Origin of the sequence: Parabacteroides sp. AF19-14, assembly GCF_003635485.1 — a bacterium.
GTDB classification, from domain to species: Bacteria; Bacteroidota; Bacteroidia; order Bacteroidales; family Tannerellaceae; genus Parabacteroides; species Parabacteroides distasonis.
In genome coordinates, this window is record NZ_QTMJ01000006.1 from 157,456 (window position 1) to 174,506 (window position 17,051).

The 17,051-nt window shown below is 45.2% G+C and carries 8 protein-coding genes; all 8 read left to right on the top strand.

Annotation, left to right across the window (positions count from 1 at the left end; all coding sequences use genetic code 11):
• The first annotated feature begins 85 nt into the window (after nucleotides 1-85).
• The 8 genes from DWX33_RS08385 to DWX33_RS08420 all read left to right on the top strand — a co-directional run bounded on the left by DWX33_RS08385 (nucleotide 86) and on the right by DWX33_RS08420 (nucleotide 17,050).
• Nucleotides 86-4,126, top strand: coding sequence for a response regulator (locus tag DWX33_RS08385; protein ID WP_122380194.1), 4,041 nt, complete (start codon nucleotides 86-88; stop codon nucleotides 4,124-4,126).
• Nucleotides 4,127-4,328: 202 nt separating this feature from the next.
• Entirely contained in the window at nucleotides 4,329-7,391 is a 3,063-nt protein-coding gene (locus DWX33_RS08390) for a TonB-dependent receptor (RefSeq protein ID WP_005859721.1), read from the top strand.
• A gap of 29 nt (nucleotides 7,392-7,420) precedes the next feature.
• Nucleotides 7,421-9,016 (top strand): RagB/SusD family nutrient uptake outer membrane protein, encoded by a 1,596-nt coding sequence (locus DWX33_RS08395; RefSeq protein ID WP_005859723.1) that lies wholly within the window; start codon nucleotides 7,421-7,423, stop codon nucleotides 9,014-9,016.
• Nucleotides 9,017-9,197: 181 nt separating this feature from the next.
• Nucleotides 9,198-11,534 carry a GH92 family glycosyl hydrolase gene (locus DWX33_RS08400; RefSeq protein WP_121961578.1) on the top strand — a complete coding sequence of 779 codons (2,337 nt, stop codon included), beginning with the start codon at nucleotides 9,198-9,200 and terminating at the stop codon, nucleotides 11,532-11,534.
• A 30-nt stretch (nucleotides 11,535-11,564) separates the two neighbouring features.
• Complete coding sequence (locus DWX33_RS08405; RefSeq protein ID WP_009016816.1) at nucleotides 11,565-12,362, top strand: basic secretory protein-like protein; 798 nt, start codon at nucleotides 11,565-11,567, stop codon at nucleotides 12,360-12,362.
• Nucleotides 12,363-12,600: 238 nt separating this feature from the next.
• Complete coding sequence (locus DWX33_RS08410; RefSeq protein ID WP_121961579.1) at nucleotides 12,601-13,587, top strand: GSCFA domain-containing protein; 987 nt, start codon at nucleotides 12,601-12,603, stop codon at nucleotides 13,585-13,587.
• A gap of 4 nt (nucleotides 13,588-13,591) precedes the next feature.
• A complete protein-coding gene (locus DWX33_RS08415; protein WP_122380195.1) occupies nucleotides 13,592-16,057 on the top strand; it encodes a bifunctional UDP-N-acetylmuramoyl-tripeptide:D-alanyl-D-alanine ligase/alanine racemase in 2,466 nt (821 codons plus the stop codon).
• 135 nt (nucleotides 16,058-16,192) lie between these two features.
• The gene (locus DWX33_RS08420) at nucleotides 16,193-17,050 is read left to right on the top strand and encodes an enoyl-ACP reductase (protein ID WP_005859732.1); all 858 of its coding nucleotides are present in this window, start codon (nucleotides 16,193-16,195) and stop codon (nucleotides 17,048-17,050) included.
• The last annotated feature ends 1 nt before the right edge of the window (nucleotide 17,051 follow it).

The following is a 17,051-nucleotide window of genomic DNA, read 5'->3' on the forward strand; positions in this document are numbered from 1 at the left end:
ATAGTAATGCGATGCTTTGCACGAAGTCTCCATTTTATTCACTATCTTTGCCTACAGAACGTAAAAGTTAATCTGGATCAAACACATGAGAAATATCCTGTTTACCGTTTTATTTATAGGAATACTATCTTTAATCGCATCTCCTATCTCACTCGCGTCTAAATCTTTGCATAAGGCAAATATGATTAATTTGTCGAACAATGCCATTATTTGCATGCATCAAGATCCGGATGGCTATTTGTGGATCGGGACTTACGACGGACTTAACTTATACAACGGAAAAGATACGTATGTATATCGTTTCGAATTAAATAACAAAAACTCTCTTTGTAGTAATATCATTCACAAAATATCCGACGCAGAACCCGGCTTTTTATGGATATCAACCTCTTTAGGTATCAATAAATTCTCACTAAAAGAACGGAAAGTCACCGAGTCTTTCCCCGGATACATGGAATGCGATCTATTGGCCTCCGATTCATCCGGCATCACGCTCGCTATTTGTAAGGAAAACAGAATCTCTTGCTACACCCCATCTAGCGATGGGTTCCGGGACCTGCCGAGAGAAGGAGTAGGCCCTCAAACCGTACGTACCTTATTCGCCGGGACGGACGGACATTTTTATTTATTATTAGCCTCGGGCATACTGAAAAAGTTGACTCCGGATTTCTCCGATACTACTTTTAATTTGCTATCGGAAGAACGCCAATTCCATAATAAACCGATCTTATCCGCATTTTACGAGAATAATCATATTTTCATAGTAGATACCGACAATAAATTATATCGACAGCATGTAGACGGAAAGGGGAAAGAATTCCTGTTCGATCTGCCTGAAATGACAAAACAATATGGTAACATCATCAAGATATGCACCTTCCAATCCAATGTGTATATCGTTTTCCGTAACGGCAATATTCTAGACCTAAGCCAACCGGAAAACACGATAAATATGGGCATCGGTATCTTTTGCCTAATGAACGATAAAAGGCAGGAGATTCTCTGGTTGGGAACAGACGGGCAAGGTATACGGATGTTTTATGACAAACCCGATCTTTTCGGCTCTATCTTACTCAAGGATTTACCGATTAATATACAGAACCCCATACGTTCTTTATATACAGACGATGATCAATCCCTTTGGCTCGGGACAAAAGGAGACGGTATTGTCCGGATACAAGCGTATGACACTTACCATAACAAAAAGATGATCCCACAAAGCGCTATCACGCATTTTACCACCGCCGACGGCCTATCCAGCAACCGTGTGTATTGCTTCCAAAAAAGCGAGTACCATCCATGTATCTGGATTGGCACGGAAGGCCCGGGACTGACCTATTATTCGTATAAAGAGAAACGAATAAAAACGATACCGCAACGAGAAGACACCACCCCTCTACGCTATGTCCACTCTATTTGCGAGGTAGATGATTCCACATTATGGCTAGCGACAACGGGTAACGGATTGCAAAAGGTTACCTTACATATAGATAAAGCCGTACCTACAATCGGGAAGGTACAAACCTTCCCGTTAAAAAACGGAAAGAACATCTGTAAAGAAATCCAATCGATGGTATATGACAACGACTCTACCCTGTTCCTCGGGAGCCGTGGCGGTTACGGAGTCATTCGTTTCAATATTTTCAATCAAGGATATGAATTCCTGCAAACCAACAATTTAAGAAACCCGGCCATTGGAGATGTGCTTTCCGTATGCCAGACCGAAGATTCCACGTTTTATGCAGGCGCCAGCTCCGGTCTCACCCGGATTAAATTCAGAGGGGGAAAGATGCGTTTACGCCAATTCGATAAAAGCGACGGGATCGTAAACGACATGATCCATGGTATCCATGAGGGGAACGATAGCTGTATCTGGCTTAGTACCAATAAAGGTCTCACCAAATATAATCCCCGGAACAACTTTTTCCATAATTATCATCAGCCTTACTTTAGCGTCACGGAATTCTCTGATGACGCTTATTGGAAATGCCCATACTCCGAGCGTTTATTCTTTGGAGGCATCAACGGATTAGTCTGGGTAAATAAACAAACGGAGCCGGAGCATACCTATCAACCCGAATTAAGTTTCTTCGAGTTGCAAATGGATAAACAAATCCTTCCATTATATAAGGACATCAGCCGGAACGGTGTAACGGTTCCGGCTGATGTGCAATCGTTAACGATTGCGTTCGTCGCTCCGGATTACATCAACGGGGAGAATTACGAGTATTCGTATCAGTTGGTCAACTATAATTCCTCTTGGGAAAAATTGCAAAAGACAAACAAGGTAACTTTCAGGAACCTACCGTACGGGGAATATTTGCTGAAAGTCCGTTATCGCAACGATGTCATTGATTCGTCAGCAAAAGAATACACTCTACCTATCAAGGTATTACCTCCTATTTATCTAAGCTCGTTAGCCATTTTCACGTATCTTTTTATCGGTACGGTTTTGCTCATCATCGCCACCTATCGTATCCATCACCAAATACTAAAGAAACAGAAGCAGATCGCAGACAAGATCAAGGAGGAGCAAAAAGAGAAGCTATACGAGTCCAAGCTGAATTTCTTTACCCACATTACGCATGAGCTATGCACCCCGCTTACCTTGATCAATGGCGTGGAGAATTATATCCAAGCCTATGCCGCCACCTCAAAAGACAAGACATTAGAAAAATACACTTCAGTCCTCCGGGAAAATGTAGAGGAACTGAACGGGCTTATCCAAGAAATCCTTGATTTCCGGAAAGCGGAAGACGCTGGATTCAGTCATACGCACATCCGAAGAGTATCCGTATCCTCTCTTTTGCGAACTCAATTCGAATGGTTTTACCCACTATCCGAGCAACACCAAATCCAATTCAAGATCGATGCTCCCAAAGAGCTTTATTGGAATACGGATTCCGTCTATTTCAAGAAGATCCTAGCAAATCTGATTTCCAACGCATTTAAGTATACGGAAGACGGGGGCACGGTTCGTATCTCCTTACATGAGGAGGAGAACTTCCTCGTCCTTAAAGTTTACAACACCGGCAAAGGAATCGAGGAGGCAGACATGCAAAATATTTTCGACCGATATCGTATCCTTGGCACGATGGATAACGACGATAACAGGCAAAATACGGCACGGAATGGCCTCGGCTTATTTATCTGCCACAGCCTCGTACAATCCTTAGGTGGTAAAATCGACATAGAGAGTGAGGTCGGCCAATATGCTGAATTTACAGTTACCTTACCTTTTGGCATCGTAGAGGAGAGCTCAGACGACACGATAGACGAAGATATTCCCGTATCGCTTCCTTCCCCAAACACGGATATACAAAAGCCGCAAATCTCACATACGGCACAAAAAGAGACGGAAGATAAACCGATGATACTCGTTATCGACGATCATAAAGACATCGTCTGGCTAATCACGGAAACCCTCTCTTCCGAATATCAGGTTCAGGAAGCTTATAATGCGGAGGAGGCTCTGGAATTCCTCAAGCAATACACTCCCTCCCTTATCATCACCGATATCATGATGCCTAATATCGACGGATTGGAATTGATCTCTCTTATCAAGGAAAATAGATATACCCGTCATATCCCGCTTATTATCGTATCTGCCAAAATATCAGACCAAGAGCAAGCGGCAGGACTTAATATAGGAGCGGATGCCTATCTAACCAAGCCTTTCTCGCCAACAGTTCTCCTATCCGTCGTGAACCGATTGATGACAAATCAAAGAGAATTAAAAGAGTATTTCTATTCTCCGGAAAGTGCTTATCAATATACGGAAGGGCAATTATTACATCAAGAAGACAAGGAATTCCTTGACGCCGTAACCGCTATCATCAAAGAAAATGTCAGCAAGGAAGGACTCGGTCCCGAGCTGGTAGCGGACGCACTGAATATAAACACCCGCATCTTATATCGCCGTTTCAAGAAAATATCTACCATGACGCCGAGTGATTTTATAAAGGATTATAGGTTAAACTATGCAGCGCAATTACTCGTAAATACCAACATGAGCGTTCAGGAAATTATTTATAATGTAGGGATTTCTAACAAATCATACTTCTATAGGGAGTTTGCCCGTAAATATAACATGACTCCTAAAGAATACCGCACAAAAGAGGCATAAATCATTGATTCCTAAATAGTGTCATAATCAACCAAAAGAGTATCATAATCTGCCATATGCATTTCATGACACTTCTTCGGTATTTCAAAGCACTCTTCAATTCGTTAAGACCTATTAATATTGCTGTCGAATAACAAAGCAAACCGCTTGTGTGTATTCTTCCTTCGGGAAGCACATTATTAACTTTTAATTTAATGTTTTTATGAAAAAAAAGAGTGAAGGTAAGACGAGGAAATGCCTGACTTTATTAGGTGGACGAACCTCTTTGTTACTTTGTTTATCTTTAATGTTTCAGTCCTCTTATGCGGCCGAAGATTCTACTGTTCCTGAAATGGGAAACATGGAGATTCATCAGATCGCACAGCAAAGTTCAACCATTAAAGGTGTAGTAAAAGACCAAAAGGGTGAACCTCTGATTGGCGTTAGTATTGTTGTGAAAGGAACCACGAACGGAACAGCTTCGGACTTTGACGGAAATTTCACCTTGGATGTGCCGGATAACAGCACATTGGTATTTTCCTTCATCGGCTTCAAATCCCAAGAAGTTCGTTATACCGGGCAAAAAACATTGAACATAGTCTTAGCTGAAGACTCTGAGACACTAGACGAGGTAGTAGTCGTAGGTTACGGTTCCCAAAAGAAAGGTGAGATCACCTCATCCGTTACCAGCGTGAAAGCATCCGACTTTAACAAGGCACCGGTAGTGAACCCGATGCAATTGGTGGAAGGACGTGTAGCTGGTCTGACTGTATCACGTGGTAGCACCGACCCGAATGGCGAGGTAAAAGTACAGATGCGTGGTGCCTCATCTCTGAAAGGTAGCAATGAGCCTCTCGTTATTATTGACGGTATGCCGGGTAATATGACTTCTTTGAACGCTATCGCACCCGAGGATATCGAGGCGATCGACGTATTGAAAGACGGTTCCGCAGCCGCTATCTACGGAACCCGGGGTAATAACGGTGTGATCATCGTCTCCACGAGACGTCCGCAAGCCGGAACTACTCAAGTGGATTACTCAGGATATATCATGCACGAGGCGGTTTATAAACGGCCGGAAATCTTAAATGGAGACGAGTTCGTCGCTTATGGCAAGGAAACCAACAACGCCAATATCCGCGACTTTGGTGGACGGGATAACCATTACGACGCTTTATTGAATAAGAGTAATTTCACCCATGTACACAACTTGACCGCTACCGGTGGTAATGGTAAGACAAACTATCGCGCTTCTTTAAATTACAAAAAGAATGATGGTATGATCCGTAACACCAGCCGTGAAACGATCAATGGCTCTATCGCCGTGAACCACCGTGCGTTTGATGATAAACTACAGCTTTCTTTCAATCTAGCAAACTCTTTCGTGAAAGTGGACGCGGTTTCCGATGATGTGGATAAGGTAGGAGATATCCCTAATTACGGCATATTATACCAGGCGATCCGTATCAACCCGACGATGCCTATTTATAAGGAAGACGGCTCCTTCTGGGAAACTTACAGCGGTTACGAAGATTTCAACCCGGTAGCCCGCATATACCAGCGTACCAAGAAAAAGGAATTCAAGAATTTATTGGCGAACTTCAAGGCTCAATATGAGATTATCCCCGGTCTGACAGCCGCCGCTTTCTTCGCTATGGAGAAGAACGACGCATTAACTAACGATTATAGTATGCGTGAGGAATATAGCCAATATAAAGACGGTACAAACGGACGCGCCAAAAAAGAATATTATCAGAATACCAATCGTACTACTGAATGGACAGCAAACTACAATACTTCCATCAACGGCGTACACAATATTACCGGTTTGCTGGGATACAGTTACCAAGATTTTGAATACGAGCAATTCAGCGCCGAGAACAAGAACTTCTTGACGGACGTATTCGGTACCAATAACCTAGAAGCCGGCGGTTACCTAAAAGATGGTAAGGCCGAGATGAAGAGTAAAAAAGAGACCAGCAAACTGATCGCCTTCTTCGCCCGTGCCAACTATAATTACGACGGTAAATACATGGCCAGCGCCTCTATCCGCCGTGAAGGTTCCACAAAGTTCGGAGCGAACAACAAATGGGCTTGGTTCCCCTCTGTCAGCGCAGGCTGGATGATCTCTCGTGAGGACTTCATGGAGAGCCAAGAAGTATTCGACGTATTGAAATTCCGTGCCGGTTTCGGTATCACGGGTAGTCTACCTACCGATCCATATATGTCTCTCGCTACCTACGGCACAGGTGCTGGAGCTTGGAACGCTTACACCGGTTCATGGCTAACCGCCACTTACGGTCCGAATATCAACCCGAATCCGGATTTGAAATGGGAGAAGAATGAGTCCTTGAACATCGGTTTCGACTTCGGCTTGCTAGGTGGACGCCTAAATGGTACGATCGATTGGTATAGTCGTACGACTCGCGACTTGATCAGTAGCTACAATGCCCAACAGCCATCCTTGATCTACAACACGATCACCACCAACGTAGGCACAATGAGAAATAGAGGTATAGAATTAGCATTAAACGCAGAGGTCGTAAAGACTAAGGATTTCTCTTACACGGCTAATTTCACGTTCTCATACGAGAATAATAAATTGACATCTTTGTCTAACGACGTGTACAAATCTTCTTACGAGGATCAATATGACCTGCCCTCTCCGGGTAACCCGGGCAAGGCTTACCGCCTACAAGAAGGACAGCCGATCGCGTCATTCTTCGGTTATGTATGCGATGGTATCAATCCGGACGGAACTTGGAATCTTCGCGACATAGACGGAAAGGAAGGTCTGTCTGACGCTGACCGTACCTTTATCGGTAATGGTTTGCCGAAATTCAAGGCTGGCTTACAGAACACATTTACCTATAAGAACTTTGACTTCAGCTTCTTCCTGCGCGGTATGTTTGATTATGACGTATTGAACGAGGGTGCTATTTATTTCGGAACGACTGTTAATATTGATCAGTCTGGCACAAACGTATACAAGGATGCCTTGAAGAACAAGGTAACAGAGCAACCATTGTTCTCTTCTTATTATCTAGAGAAAGGGAACTTCTTGAAGATCGATAACGTGACACTAGGTTATACATTCAACTTCAAAAATAATAAATATGTGCGCAACTTACGTATTTATGGTAATGTCACCAATCTTGCGACTATTACAGGATACTCTGGTTTAACCCCTGACGTAAACGTAACAGGACTACAAGCAGGTATAGAGAAGCGCGGATCTTATCCCACCACCCGTACCTTCACGTTTGGCGTTAATTTTGGATTCTAATTAAGTAACAATAGATTTAAGACAATACAATGAAAGCTTTAAAAAATATATGCGCAATTTCATTATTGCTGGGAGCTACCGCATTTACCTCTTGTACGGACCTGACAGAGGAAATACATAGCTCGGTAATCGCTGAGAATTATTACAACAATGCAGGCGAGGTAATGGCCGCCATGATGCGTCCATGGGGACACTTCTGTGGAACTATGCAAGTAGCCCAATCGCCTTGGTCATGTAACGAGTTATCTTCCGACTGTGCCGCATGGCCTCAAAAAGGTCGCCACGGCTATGACAATGGAGACTGGATTCGCTTACACCGCCATCAATGGATTCCTACGGATGGTCAAGTAGTGGATGCTTGGAAAAAATTATTTGAAGGTATCGGATATGCTAACAACTTCCTTACAGATACAGAGAATATAGATTTTGAAGCACTCCAAGTTCCAATGTCTAAAGCACAAGCACAAGCGGAGATGCGTGTATATCGCGCTTACTGTTATTGGTATGTGATGGATATGTTCGGTACGGCTCCAATTTGCGAGAAAATCGGTGAAATCAATCCTTCCTCCAAATCTCGCGCAGAGTTATTCGCTTGGATCGAAAAAGAGTTAAACGAGAGTATTCCTTCTTTGTCAGAGAGTAAAACAGAGACCTACGGACGTGTATCCAAATGGGGGGCTTACGCATTATTGGCTCGTCTCTATTTGAATGCGGAAATTTATACTGGACAAGCACGCTGGGATGATTGTATCGCAGCTTGCGATGAATTAGCTAAGGGAGGTTTCGCATTGGATAAGAAGTGGAACGACACTTTCCGTGCGGATAACGACAAGCGATCTACCGAGATTATCTGGTCAATCGTGTATGATGAAGTATATGCCAAAGGAATGGGTTGGTATCAACGTTGGTTGCATTACGCACACCAAACTGGCTGGGATTTGCAATCCGGTCCTTGGAACGGCTTGGTGACACAACCGACCTTTTATGACTCATTCGCTGACAACGACTTGAGAAAAATTGAGGGTTTCTTGATCGGTAAGCAATATCCTCGCAAAGTAGATGAAAACGGTAATTACTACTACGACACGACCGCAGAGCCTTTGAAAGGTTCAGAGGAGTACAATGGGCAGGATTTGGTATTCGTAAACTACATTAAGTCCATGACCGAGGGCGAAGAAAACAGCGGCGCTCGCTCTATCAAGTATGAAATCCAACCGGGTACTACCGGCGATATGAACAACGACTGGGTGATGTTCCGTTATTCCGAGGTTATCTATAACAAAGCGGAGGCCTTGATGCGTAAGAACGGAGGCAAAGCAACGCAAGAAGTGGTAGATATGATCAACAGCGTTCGTCAACGTTCTTTCAAGGCAGAGGATTGGGAGAAAGCGAAATATACGACCGCTACATTGACAATGGATGAGTTCTTAGCCGAAAAAGGTAGAGAGTTTGCTTTCGAAGGAATCCGCCGTACAGACTTGGTTCGTTTTAACAAGTTCGTAACCACTTCTTGGTGGGACAAGACTGCATCCAACGAACCAAAGCGTAATATCTTCCCTATTCCGCAAAGACAATTGGATGCTAACGCAAACTTATCTCCGAACGAGGCTAACTCATTGTTCTAAATATCAACTAAGTATAGTAGAAATCCATTATTAACAAATTAGCACTTGACAATGATAGAGGACTACTATACTTATTGATCTGAAAATATAAAAGGTTACCTTTGTCACTATCAAAGGTTATCCTTGGAACTATCAAAGGTGGCCTTTTATGTTTCATCCTTTTCTAACTAATTGATACGACATGATAAATCTCAAGAAATCGATGTGTTGCCTTTTTCTGGCAGCCAGCTCAACAGTAGCGATCGCACAGACTAATGTAGTTGATCTTGTAAACCCGATCATCGGGACAAATGGAATGGGACATACATTCCCGGGCGCTTGCGTACCCTTCGGACTCGTGCAACTCAGTCCGGATACGGATACCATACCGCACAACGTAGACGGTAAATACCAACCTCGCTCCTACGAGTATTGCGCCGGCTATCAACATAAGGATAGCAGCATCGTAGGTTTCAGCCACACCCACTTCAGCGGTACCGGCCACTCCGACCTAGGAGACATCTTGATTATGCCTACCACCGGAACGTTGAAGCTAAATCCCGGTACAGCCACGAATCCCGATGGCGGTTACCGTTCCCGCTTCTCGCATGACACCGAGATATCCCGTCCCGGATACTATGAGGTGATGCTCGCCGATTATGGCGTAAAGGCGCAACTAACCACTACCCAACGGGCCGGCATCCACAAATACACATACCCTACGAACAGTGAGAACCAACGCATTATCCTTGATATGATTCACGGGATCTATAACTATGACGGCAAAGTTCTTTGGACCAATATTCGCGTAGAGAACGATACGCTGGTAACCGGCTATCGTATCACAAACGGTTGGGCACGTACCAACTATACTTATTTCGCCATGTCTTTCTCCAAACCGATCACGCATTACGGATGCGAAGAGAAAGCGAAAGTTAATTATCGGGGCGGTTATGCCAAGTTCAATATGAAAGAGAACTTCCCGGATATCGGAGGACGTAAGATCGTCGCTTATTTTGATTTCGATCCGAAAACGTCTGATGAGTTGGAAGTGAAAGTCGCCCTTTCCGGAGTCAGCACCGAGGGAGCCTTGAAAAATCTACGTGCCGAGGCTTCCGGTGCGGACTTCGACCAATTAGCCGCCAAAGCCTCCGATACTTGGAATAAAGCGCTCTCCGTCATCGACGCGAAAGGAAGCGATGATCAATTGGCTATGCTTTACACCTCCTTGTATCACACGATGATCAATCCTTGCGTATATACGGACGTTGACGGTCAATACCGCGGACTCGACCATAATATCCATCAAGCGGACGGATTCACGAACTATACGGTTTTTTCCGTATGGGATACCTATCGTGCCCTACATCCCCTGTTCAATATCATCAACCGACAAGTTAACACGGATATCGCCAAATCTATGTTGAAACATTGCGAGCAAAGCGTTCATCATGCCTTGCCGATCTGGAGCCATATGGCAAACGAGAACTGGTGCATGATCGGTTATCATTCCGTCTCTGTCTTGGCAGATGCTATCGCCAAAGGATTACCGATCGATAAAGACGCCGCGTTAAAAGCGATGATCAGCAGCTCTACGATTCCGTATTATGAGGGAACCAAAGAGTTTATGGAATTAGGTTATGTTCCTTTAGATCGCAACGGTAGCGCAGGCTCCTTGACTTTGGAGTATGCTTATGATGATTGGACAATCTATAATACAGCTTTATTAGTGGGAAACCGATCCGTGGCCGATACCTATAAAAAGCGTGCGTCCAATTACGCGAATGTATTCGATACCTCGATCGGATATGCCCGTCCCCGTTATACGAATGGTAAATTCAAAGAGGACTTCAGTTTGTTAAGCACGCACGGTGAAGGGTTTATCGAGGGAAATGCCTTGAATTATTCCTTCTATGTCCCTCAAGATGTCAATGGTATGATTCAGTTGATGGGAGGCGAGCAAGCATTCATCACTAAAATGGATTCCTTATTCACGATGCATCTTCCTGATGAGTTCTTTGCCGAGACCGAAGACGTAACCAAAGAAGGATTACTAGGAGGTTATGTACACGGCAACGAACCCAGCCATCACATCCCATTCTTATACACATGGACCAGCCAGCCTTGGAAAACCCAATACTGGCAACGTGAGATCATGAATAAGATGTATCGCAACAATATCGACGGCCTTTGTGGTAACGACGACTGCGGCCAGATGTCCGCTTGGTATATCCTTTCCGCCATGGGATTCTATCCGGTTTGCCCGGGTACGGATCAATACGTATTAGGCGCTCCCTACCTTCCATATATGAAGGTTCGCTTGGAGAATGGTAAGACTTTCGAGGTAAAAGCCGATAAAGTCAGCGACAAGAACCGTTATGTAAAAGCGGTAAAGCTAAACGGGAAACCCTATACCAAAGGATACATCACGCAGGATGACATCTTGAACGGCGGAACGCTCACTTTCGAGATGACTTCCAGCCCGAACAAAAAGCGATTGTTCAACGGAGAGGATCGTCCTTATTCACTGACAGATTAGCCTATTTTCACCTAAAAACAGATGAGACTTATGAGATATAAACAATTAATCAGCGGTGCTTTCCTGCTGTGGACTTGCATCGCTTGCTCCGGCAAAAAGGAACAGGCGGCTACCGTAGCGGAAGCTCCCCCTACTCCTTGGGATAATTATTACATCGGAAAGATCGATTTCGAGAATCTTTCCCCCGAGGCTAAGGGCTCGGCGATCTATGCCGCCGTTATCCCTGATCCGGAAGCTTATATTACCAAGCACGCCCGCAAGGTCGTAGAAACGCTTTATTTCACTCCGGAAGATAGTATCCCGGGCATCGAGGAGATCCACTATACATTAAAGGAATACGACGGGGTATCCGCGAAAGACGGAGCGCCCCCTTCCATCAGTATCGTATACAGCACGAAATGGATCGAGAAAAGTTTTGCCAATAACGACACCGCGAAAGTGGATTACGAGACCCGTGGCGTATTATACCATGAGCTGACGCATGGTTTCCAATTGGAGCCTCAAGGCATAGGTAGCTATGGGACTAATAAGACTTTCTGGGCCATGATAGAAGGTGTGGCGGATGCCGTAAGATACCTAAACGGCGGTTTTACCTTGGAAGATCGTCCCAAAGGCGGCCATTATATGGATGGTTACCGCACGACAGGCTTCTTCCTCGCATGGCTTACGCAAACCAAAAACCCGGATTTCCTGCGGAAGTTCAACCGAAGCACATTAGAAGTTATTCCTTGGTCGTTCGATGGTGGCGTGAAATACGCGCTCGGCAATGATTACGACATAGACTCCTTATGGAAAGAATATATGGCAACGATGGGAGATGAAGCGTAGCCCCGGCAAAGGCTACGACCAACGGCGGTAACACTCAACAAGTTACCGCCGTTCTTTTATAGTATCACTCCCGACCTTCCGCCAATAGGCATTATAAGGTCGCGACAATGCCCATCGTAAGCTCCTTATACTGCCCATCCTAACAACCTTACAATGGGCATTGTTACATTATTCCCCTAAAACACCTTCCTTATTTGCATTTCCGTAAACATATATCTACTTTTGCGAAAAAGTAAATATGGAACTTTATACCCGAATCCTGTTGCCGAAAGCACGATTCTCTTTCTCGTATGAGGACCGGGTCGTGATGATGGGCTCCTGCTTCGCCGAGAATATCGGGCGGAAGCTGGAAGAGAATAAGTTCTCCGTAGATATAAACCCATTCGGTACTCTGTATAACCCGGCTTCCGTAGCGGAAGGATTGAGGATGCTGCTACGCCCGGAGCGTTTCACTCCCGGCGATTTATTCCAGCATGAGGGCATATACCATAGTTTTACCCATCATAGCCGTTTCTCCGCTCCCTCGGAAGAAGAATGCCTAGGCCATATAAACAGCCGCTTATCCGAATCCTCCGATTTCCTGCGAAAAGCGACCCGGTTGGTAATCACGTTGGGAACCGCTTTCGTCTACCGCCTCAAGAGCGACGGGCGAATCGTGTCGAATTGCCATAAGCTACCGGAAAAGATGTTCGACCGGCAACGATTATCCACGCAAGAGATCGTCGAGGACTGGAAACCTCTGTTACTAGCCCTTTGGGAACAAAATCCCGCCTTGAAAATCTTATTTACCGTAAGTCCGATCCGCCACTGGAAAGACGGGGCGCACGAGAACCAACTCAGCAAAGCCACCCTATTGCTAGCCACGGATGCCTTACAGAAAGATTATCCCGACCGAATCGCCTACTTCCCCGCTTATGAGATCCTTATGGACGAGCTCCGGGATTATCGTTTCTATGCGGACGATATGCTCCATCCCTCCCCATTGGCCATTGATTATATTTGGCAACGTTTTATCGAAAATTTCTTATCCACAGACACTTCGGCAATCCTTAAAGAATGGGGTGATATTCAAAAAGCTATTAACCATAAGCCCTTTCAACCGGATAGCGAAGCCTATAAGCGGTTTATACTTCAAACTTTGTTAAAGATGGAACGAATTAGCAAGAAAATTCCTTCCTTTGATATCAGAAAAGAGATCGAAATAGTAAAGTCTAAACTAAAATAAAAGAATGGAATACGCAATTAAAGAAATAGCAAGAGTTATCGGTGCTAAAACAAACCAATTGCTTGACGATACGGTCAGTTTGCTGTTGACAGATAGCCGTCGTCTCTCCTTCCCGGAAAAAAGCCTCTTCTTCGCCTTGAAAACCAAGACGAACGACGGACATAGATATATACAGGAACTCTATAAACTTCGTGTTCGCAACTTCGTGGTAAGCGATATGCTACCGGAGTTCGAGAGCATGAAGGATGCGAACTTCCTGATCGTAAAAGATACGTTACGAGCTTTACAAAAGCTGGCGACTCACCACAGGAAGCAATTCAACATCCCCGTGATCGGCATCACCGGTAGCAACGGAAAGACGATCGTAAAGGAATTCCTCTATCAACTGCTGCATAACGAGTTCAACATCGTACGTTCGCCCCGGAGCTACAACTCCCAGTTGGGGGTTCCTCTCTCGGTATGGCAGATGAGCGAGAAAAATACACTGGGCATCTTCGAGGCCGGTATCTCACAACCGGACGAGATGGAACGCCTGCAACCCATCATCGCCCCCACGATCGGTATCATCACGAATATCGGGGAGGCTCATCAAGAGAATTTCCTCTCCTCCAATCAGAAATGTATGGAGAAGCTGACGCTTTTCAATGATTGCGAAGCCATTATTTATGATGGGGATGATTTATTTATCGCCAATTGTATCGAATCGGCTTGCCTTTCTCATAAAGCGATCGCGTGGAGCCGTACGGACTCCGAGGCTCCTTTGTTTATCGAGTCTATCGATAAGAAAGAGTTTGAGACGATCATTCACTGTACTTTACTGGGCTTCAACCGGGTCGTTACCATTCCGTTCACGGACGACGCTTCTATCGAGAACGTGATCCATTGTATGGCGGTTATGCTTTACCTAAAACCCACCAGCGTAAACGACGTAACGAAATTCTTACATCTTGAGCCGGTGGCTATGCGATTGGACGTAAAGCAAGGTATCAACAATTGCCTATTGATAAATGATACCTATAACTCGGATATCAACTCCTTGGATATCGCACTCGATTTCCAACAAAGCCGCCGGGTAGGCAAGCAATTAAAGAGCACTTTAATCCTCTCCGATATCCTTCAATCGGGCACCTTGCCGAAATCTCTATATAAGAAGGTCGCCGATTTGGTTCGCCGTAAGAAGATAGATCGTATCGTCGGTATCGGCCGCGACTTAAAGGAATATGCTTCCGTCTTCGAGATCGAGAAGGAGTTTTACACGACCACCGAGGAATTTATCAAGTCTCCTTCCTTCAAGAAATTCAAGGATGAGTTGATCTTGATTAAAGGTTCCCGCCATTTCCATTTCGAGCAGATCTCCGAGTTGTTGGAGAAAAAGGTGCATGAGACGATCCTAGAGGTAAATCTGGACGCGATCGTACACAACTTCAATCAGTATCGTTCCAAGCTAAAGCCGGAGACTAAGATGGTTTGTATGGTAAAAGCTTTCGGTTATGGAGCCGGCTCTTACGAGTTGGCGAAGACCCTTCAAGAACATCGTTGCGACTATCTGGCCGTGGCGGTAGCCGACGAGGGAGCCGAATTGCGTAAAGAAGGTATCTCGATCCCTATTATCGTCATGAATCCGGAGTTCAGCAGTTTCAATGTCTTGTTCGAGAACCATCTGGAACCGGAAGTCTATAGCTTCCGCCTATTGGATGCCATGATCCGGGAGACCGAGCGCAGAGGGATCACCTCTTACCCTATCCATATCAAGATCGATACCGGCATGCATCGCCTAGGGTTTCAACCGGAGGATGTCCCGGCGATCTGTGAACGCTTGAGAGCACAATCCGGGGTTATCGCCCGTTCGGTCTTCTCTCATTTAGCCGGAAGCGACTCGTACGTCTTCGATGATTTTACCCATCAACAATTGGATAAATTCACCAAAGCCGCAGGGGAATTAGAAAACGGGTTAGAGTATAAGGTAATCAAACATATCCTAAACTCCGCAGGAATCGAGCGTTTCGCCGCTTATCAAATGGATATGGTACGTTTAGGTATCGGTTTATATGGAGTAAGCGCATCCGGACAAAAAGGCTTACGGAACGTCAGCACCTTGAAGACGACGATCCTGCAAATACAAAACGTACCCGCAGGGGATTCGATCGGTTATAGCCGTATGAGTTATGTGAAACGTGATTCCCGGATCGCTATCATCCCGATCGGATACGCCGACGGATTGGATCGCCACTTCAGCAACGGAGGCGGGGAGGTCTTGATCAATGGACAACGCTGCCCGATTATCGGCAACATCTGCATGGACGCTTGCATGATCGACGTCACCGACATCCATGCGCAAGAAGGCGACGCCGTAATTATTTTCGGCGACGAACTACCGGTGAGCGAACTTTCGGATAAACTGAAAACAATCCCTTATGAGATATTAACCTCTATCTCGCCTCGGGTAAAGAGGGTTTATTTCCGGGAATAAGAAGTAACTGCCAACAAAGAATGGCTCTACCTTGTTTTAATATCAAGGCACATATTCAAATGTCAGGCTATGATATTCATTTGCGTATGTTGCACATTTTGTGTATGTTTGTGCCGTAATTAATAAACAAGAGGTATGAGTCATAATTTATTGAAAGGCAAGAGAGGCATTATCTTCGGTGCGCTAAACGATATGTCTATCGCCTGGAAAGTGGCAGAAAGAGCCGTAGAGGAAGGTGCGACTATCACGTTAAGCAATACGCCTATCGCTGTTCGTATGGGTCAGGTAGATGCTTTGGCGGAGAAGTTGAACGCGCAGGTAATCCCGGCGGACGCAACCAGCGTAGAGGATCTGGAGACCGTATTCGCGAAGTCAGTGGAAATATTAGGTGGTAAAATAGATTTCGTTTTACATTCTATCGGTATGAGCCCGAACGTACGCAAGAAACGTACGTACGATGATCTGGACTATGGAATGCTGGAAAAGACGTTGGATATCTCCGCTATCTCTTTCCACAAGATGCTACAGGTAGCCAAGAAACAAGACGCTATCGCCGAGAATGGTTCCGTCGTGGCATTAAGTTATGTGGCCGCCCAGCGCACGTTCTTCGGATACAACGATATGGCGGACGCTAAGAGCCTGCTGGAATCTATCGCCCGTAGTTTCGGTTACATCTATGGCCGTGAGAAAGGCGTACGTGTGAACACGATCTCCCAATCCCCGACAATGACAACCGCAGGTAGTGGCGTGAAGGGAATGGAACACTTGATGGACTTTTCTAACAAAATGAGTCCACTGGGTAACGCCAACGCCGACGAGTGCGCGGACTATTGCGTAATGATGTTCTCCGACTTTACCCGCAAGGTAACGATGCAGAACCTATACCACGATGGTGGTTTCTCAAGCATGGGTATGAGCCTCCGGGCCATGAACCAATATAGTAAAGGATTAGAGGAATATACAGACGAGAACGGACACATTATCTACGGCTAAT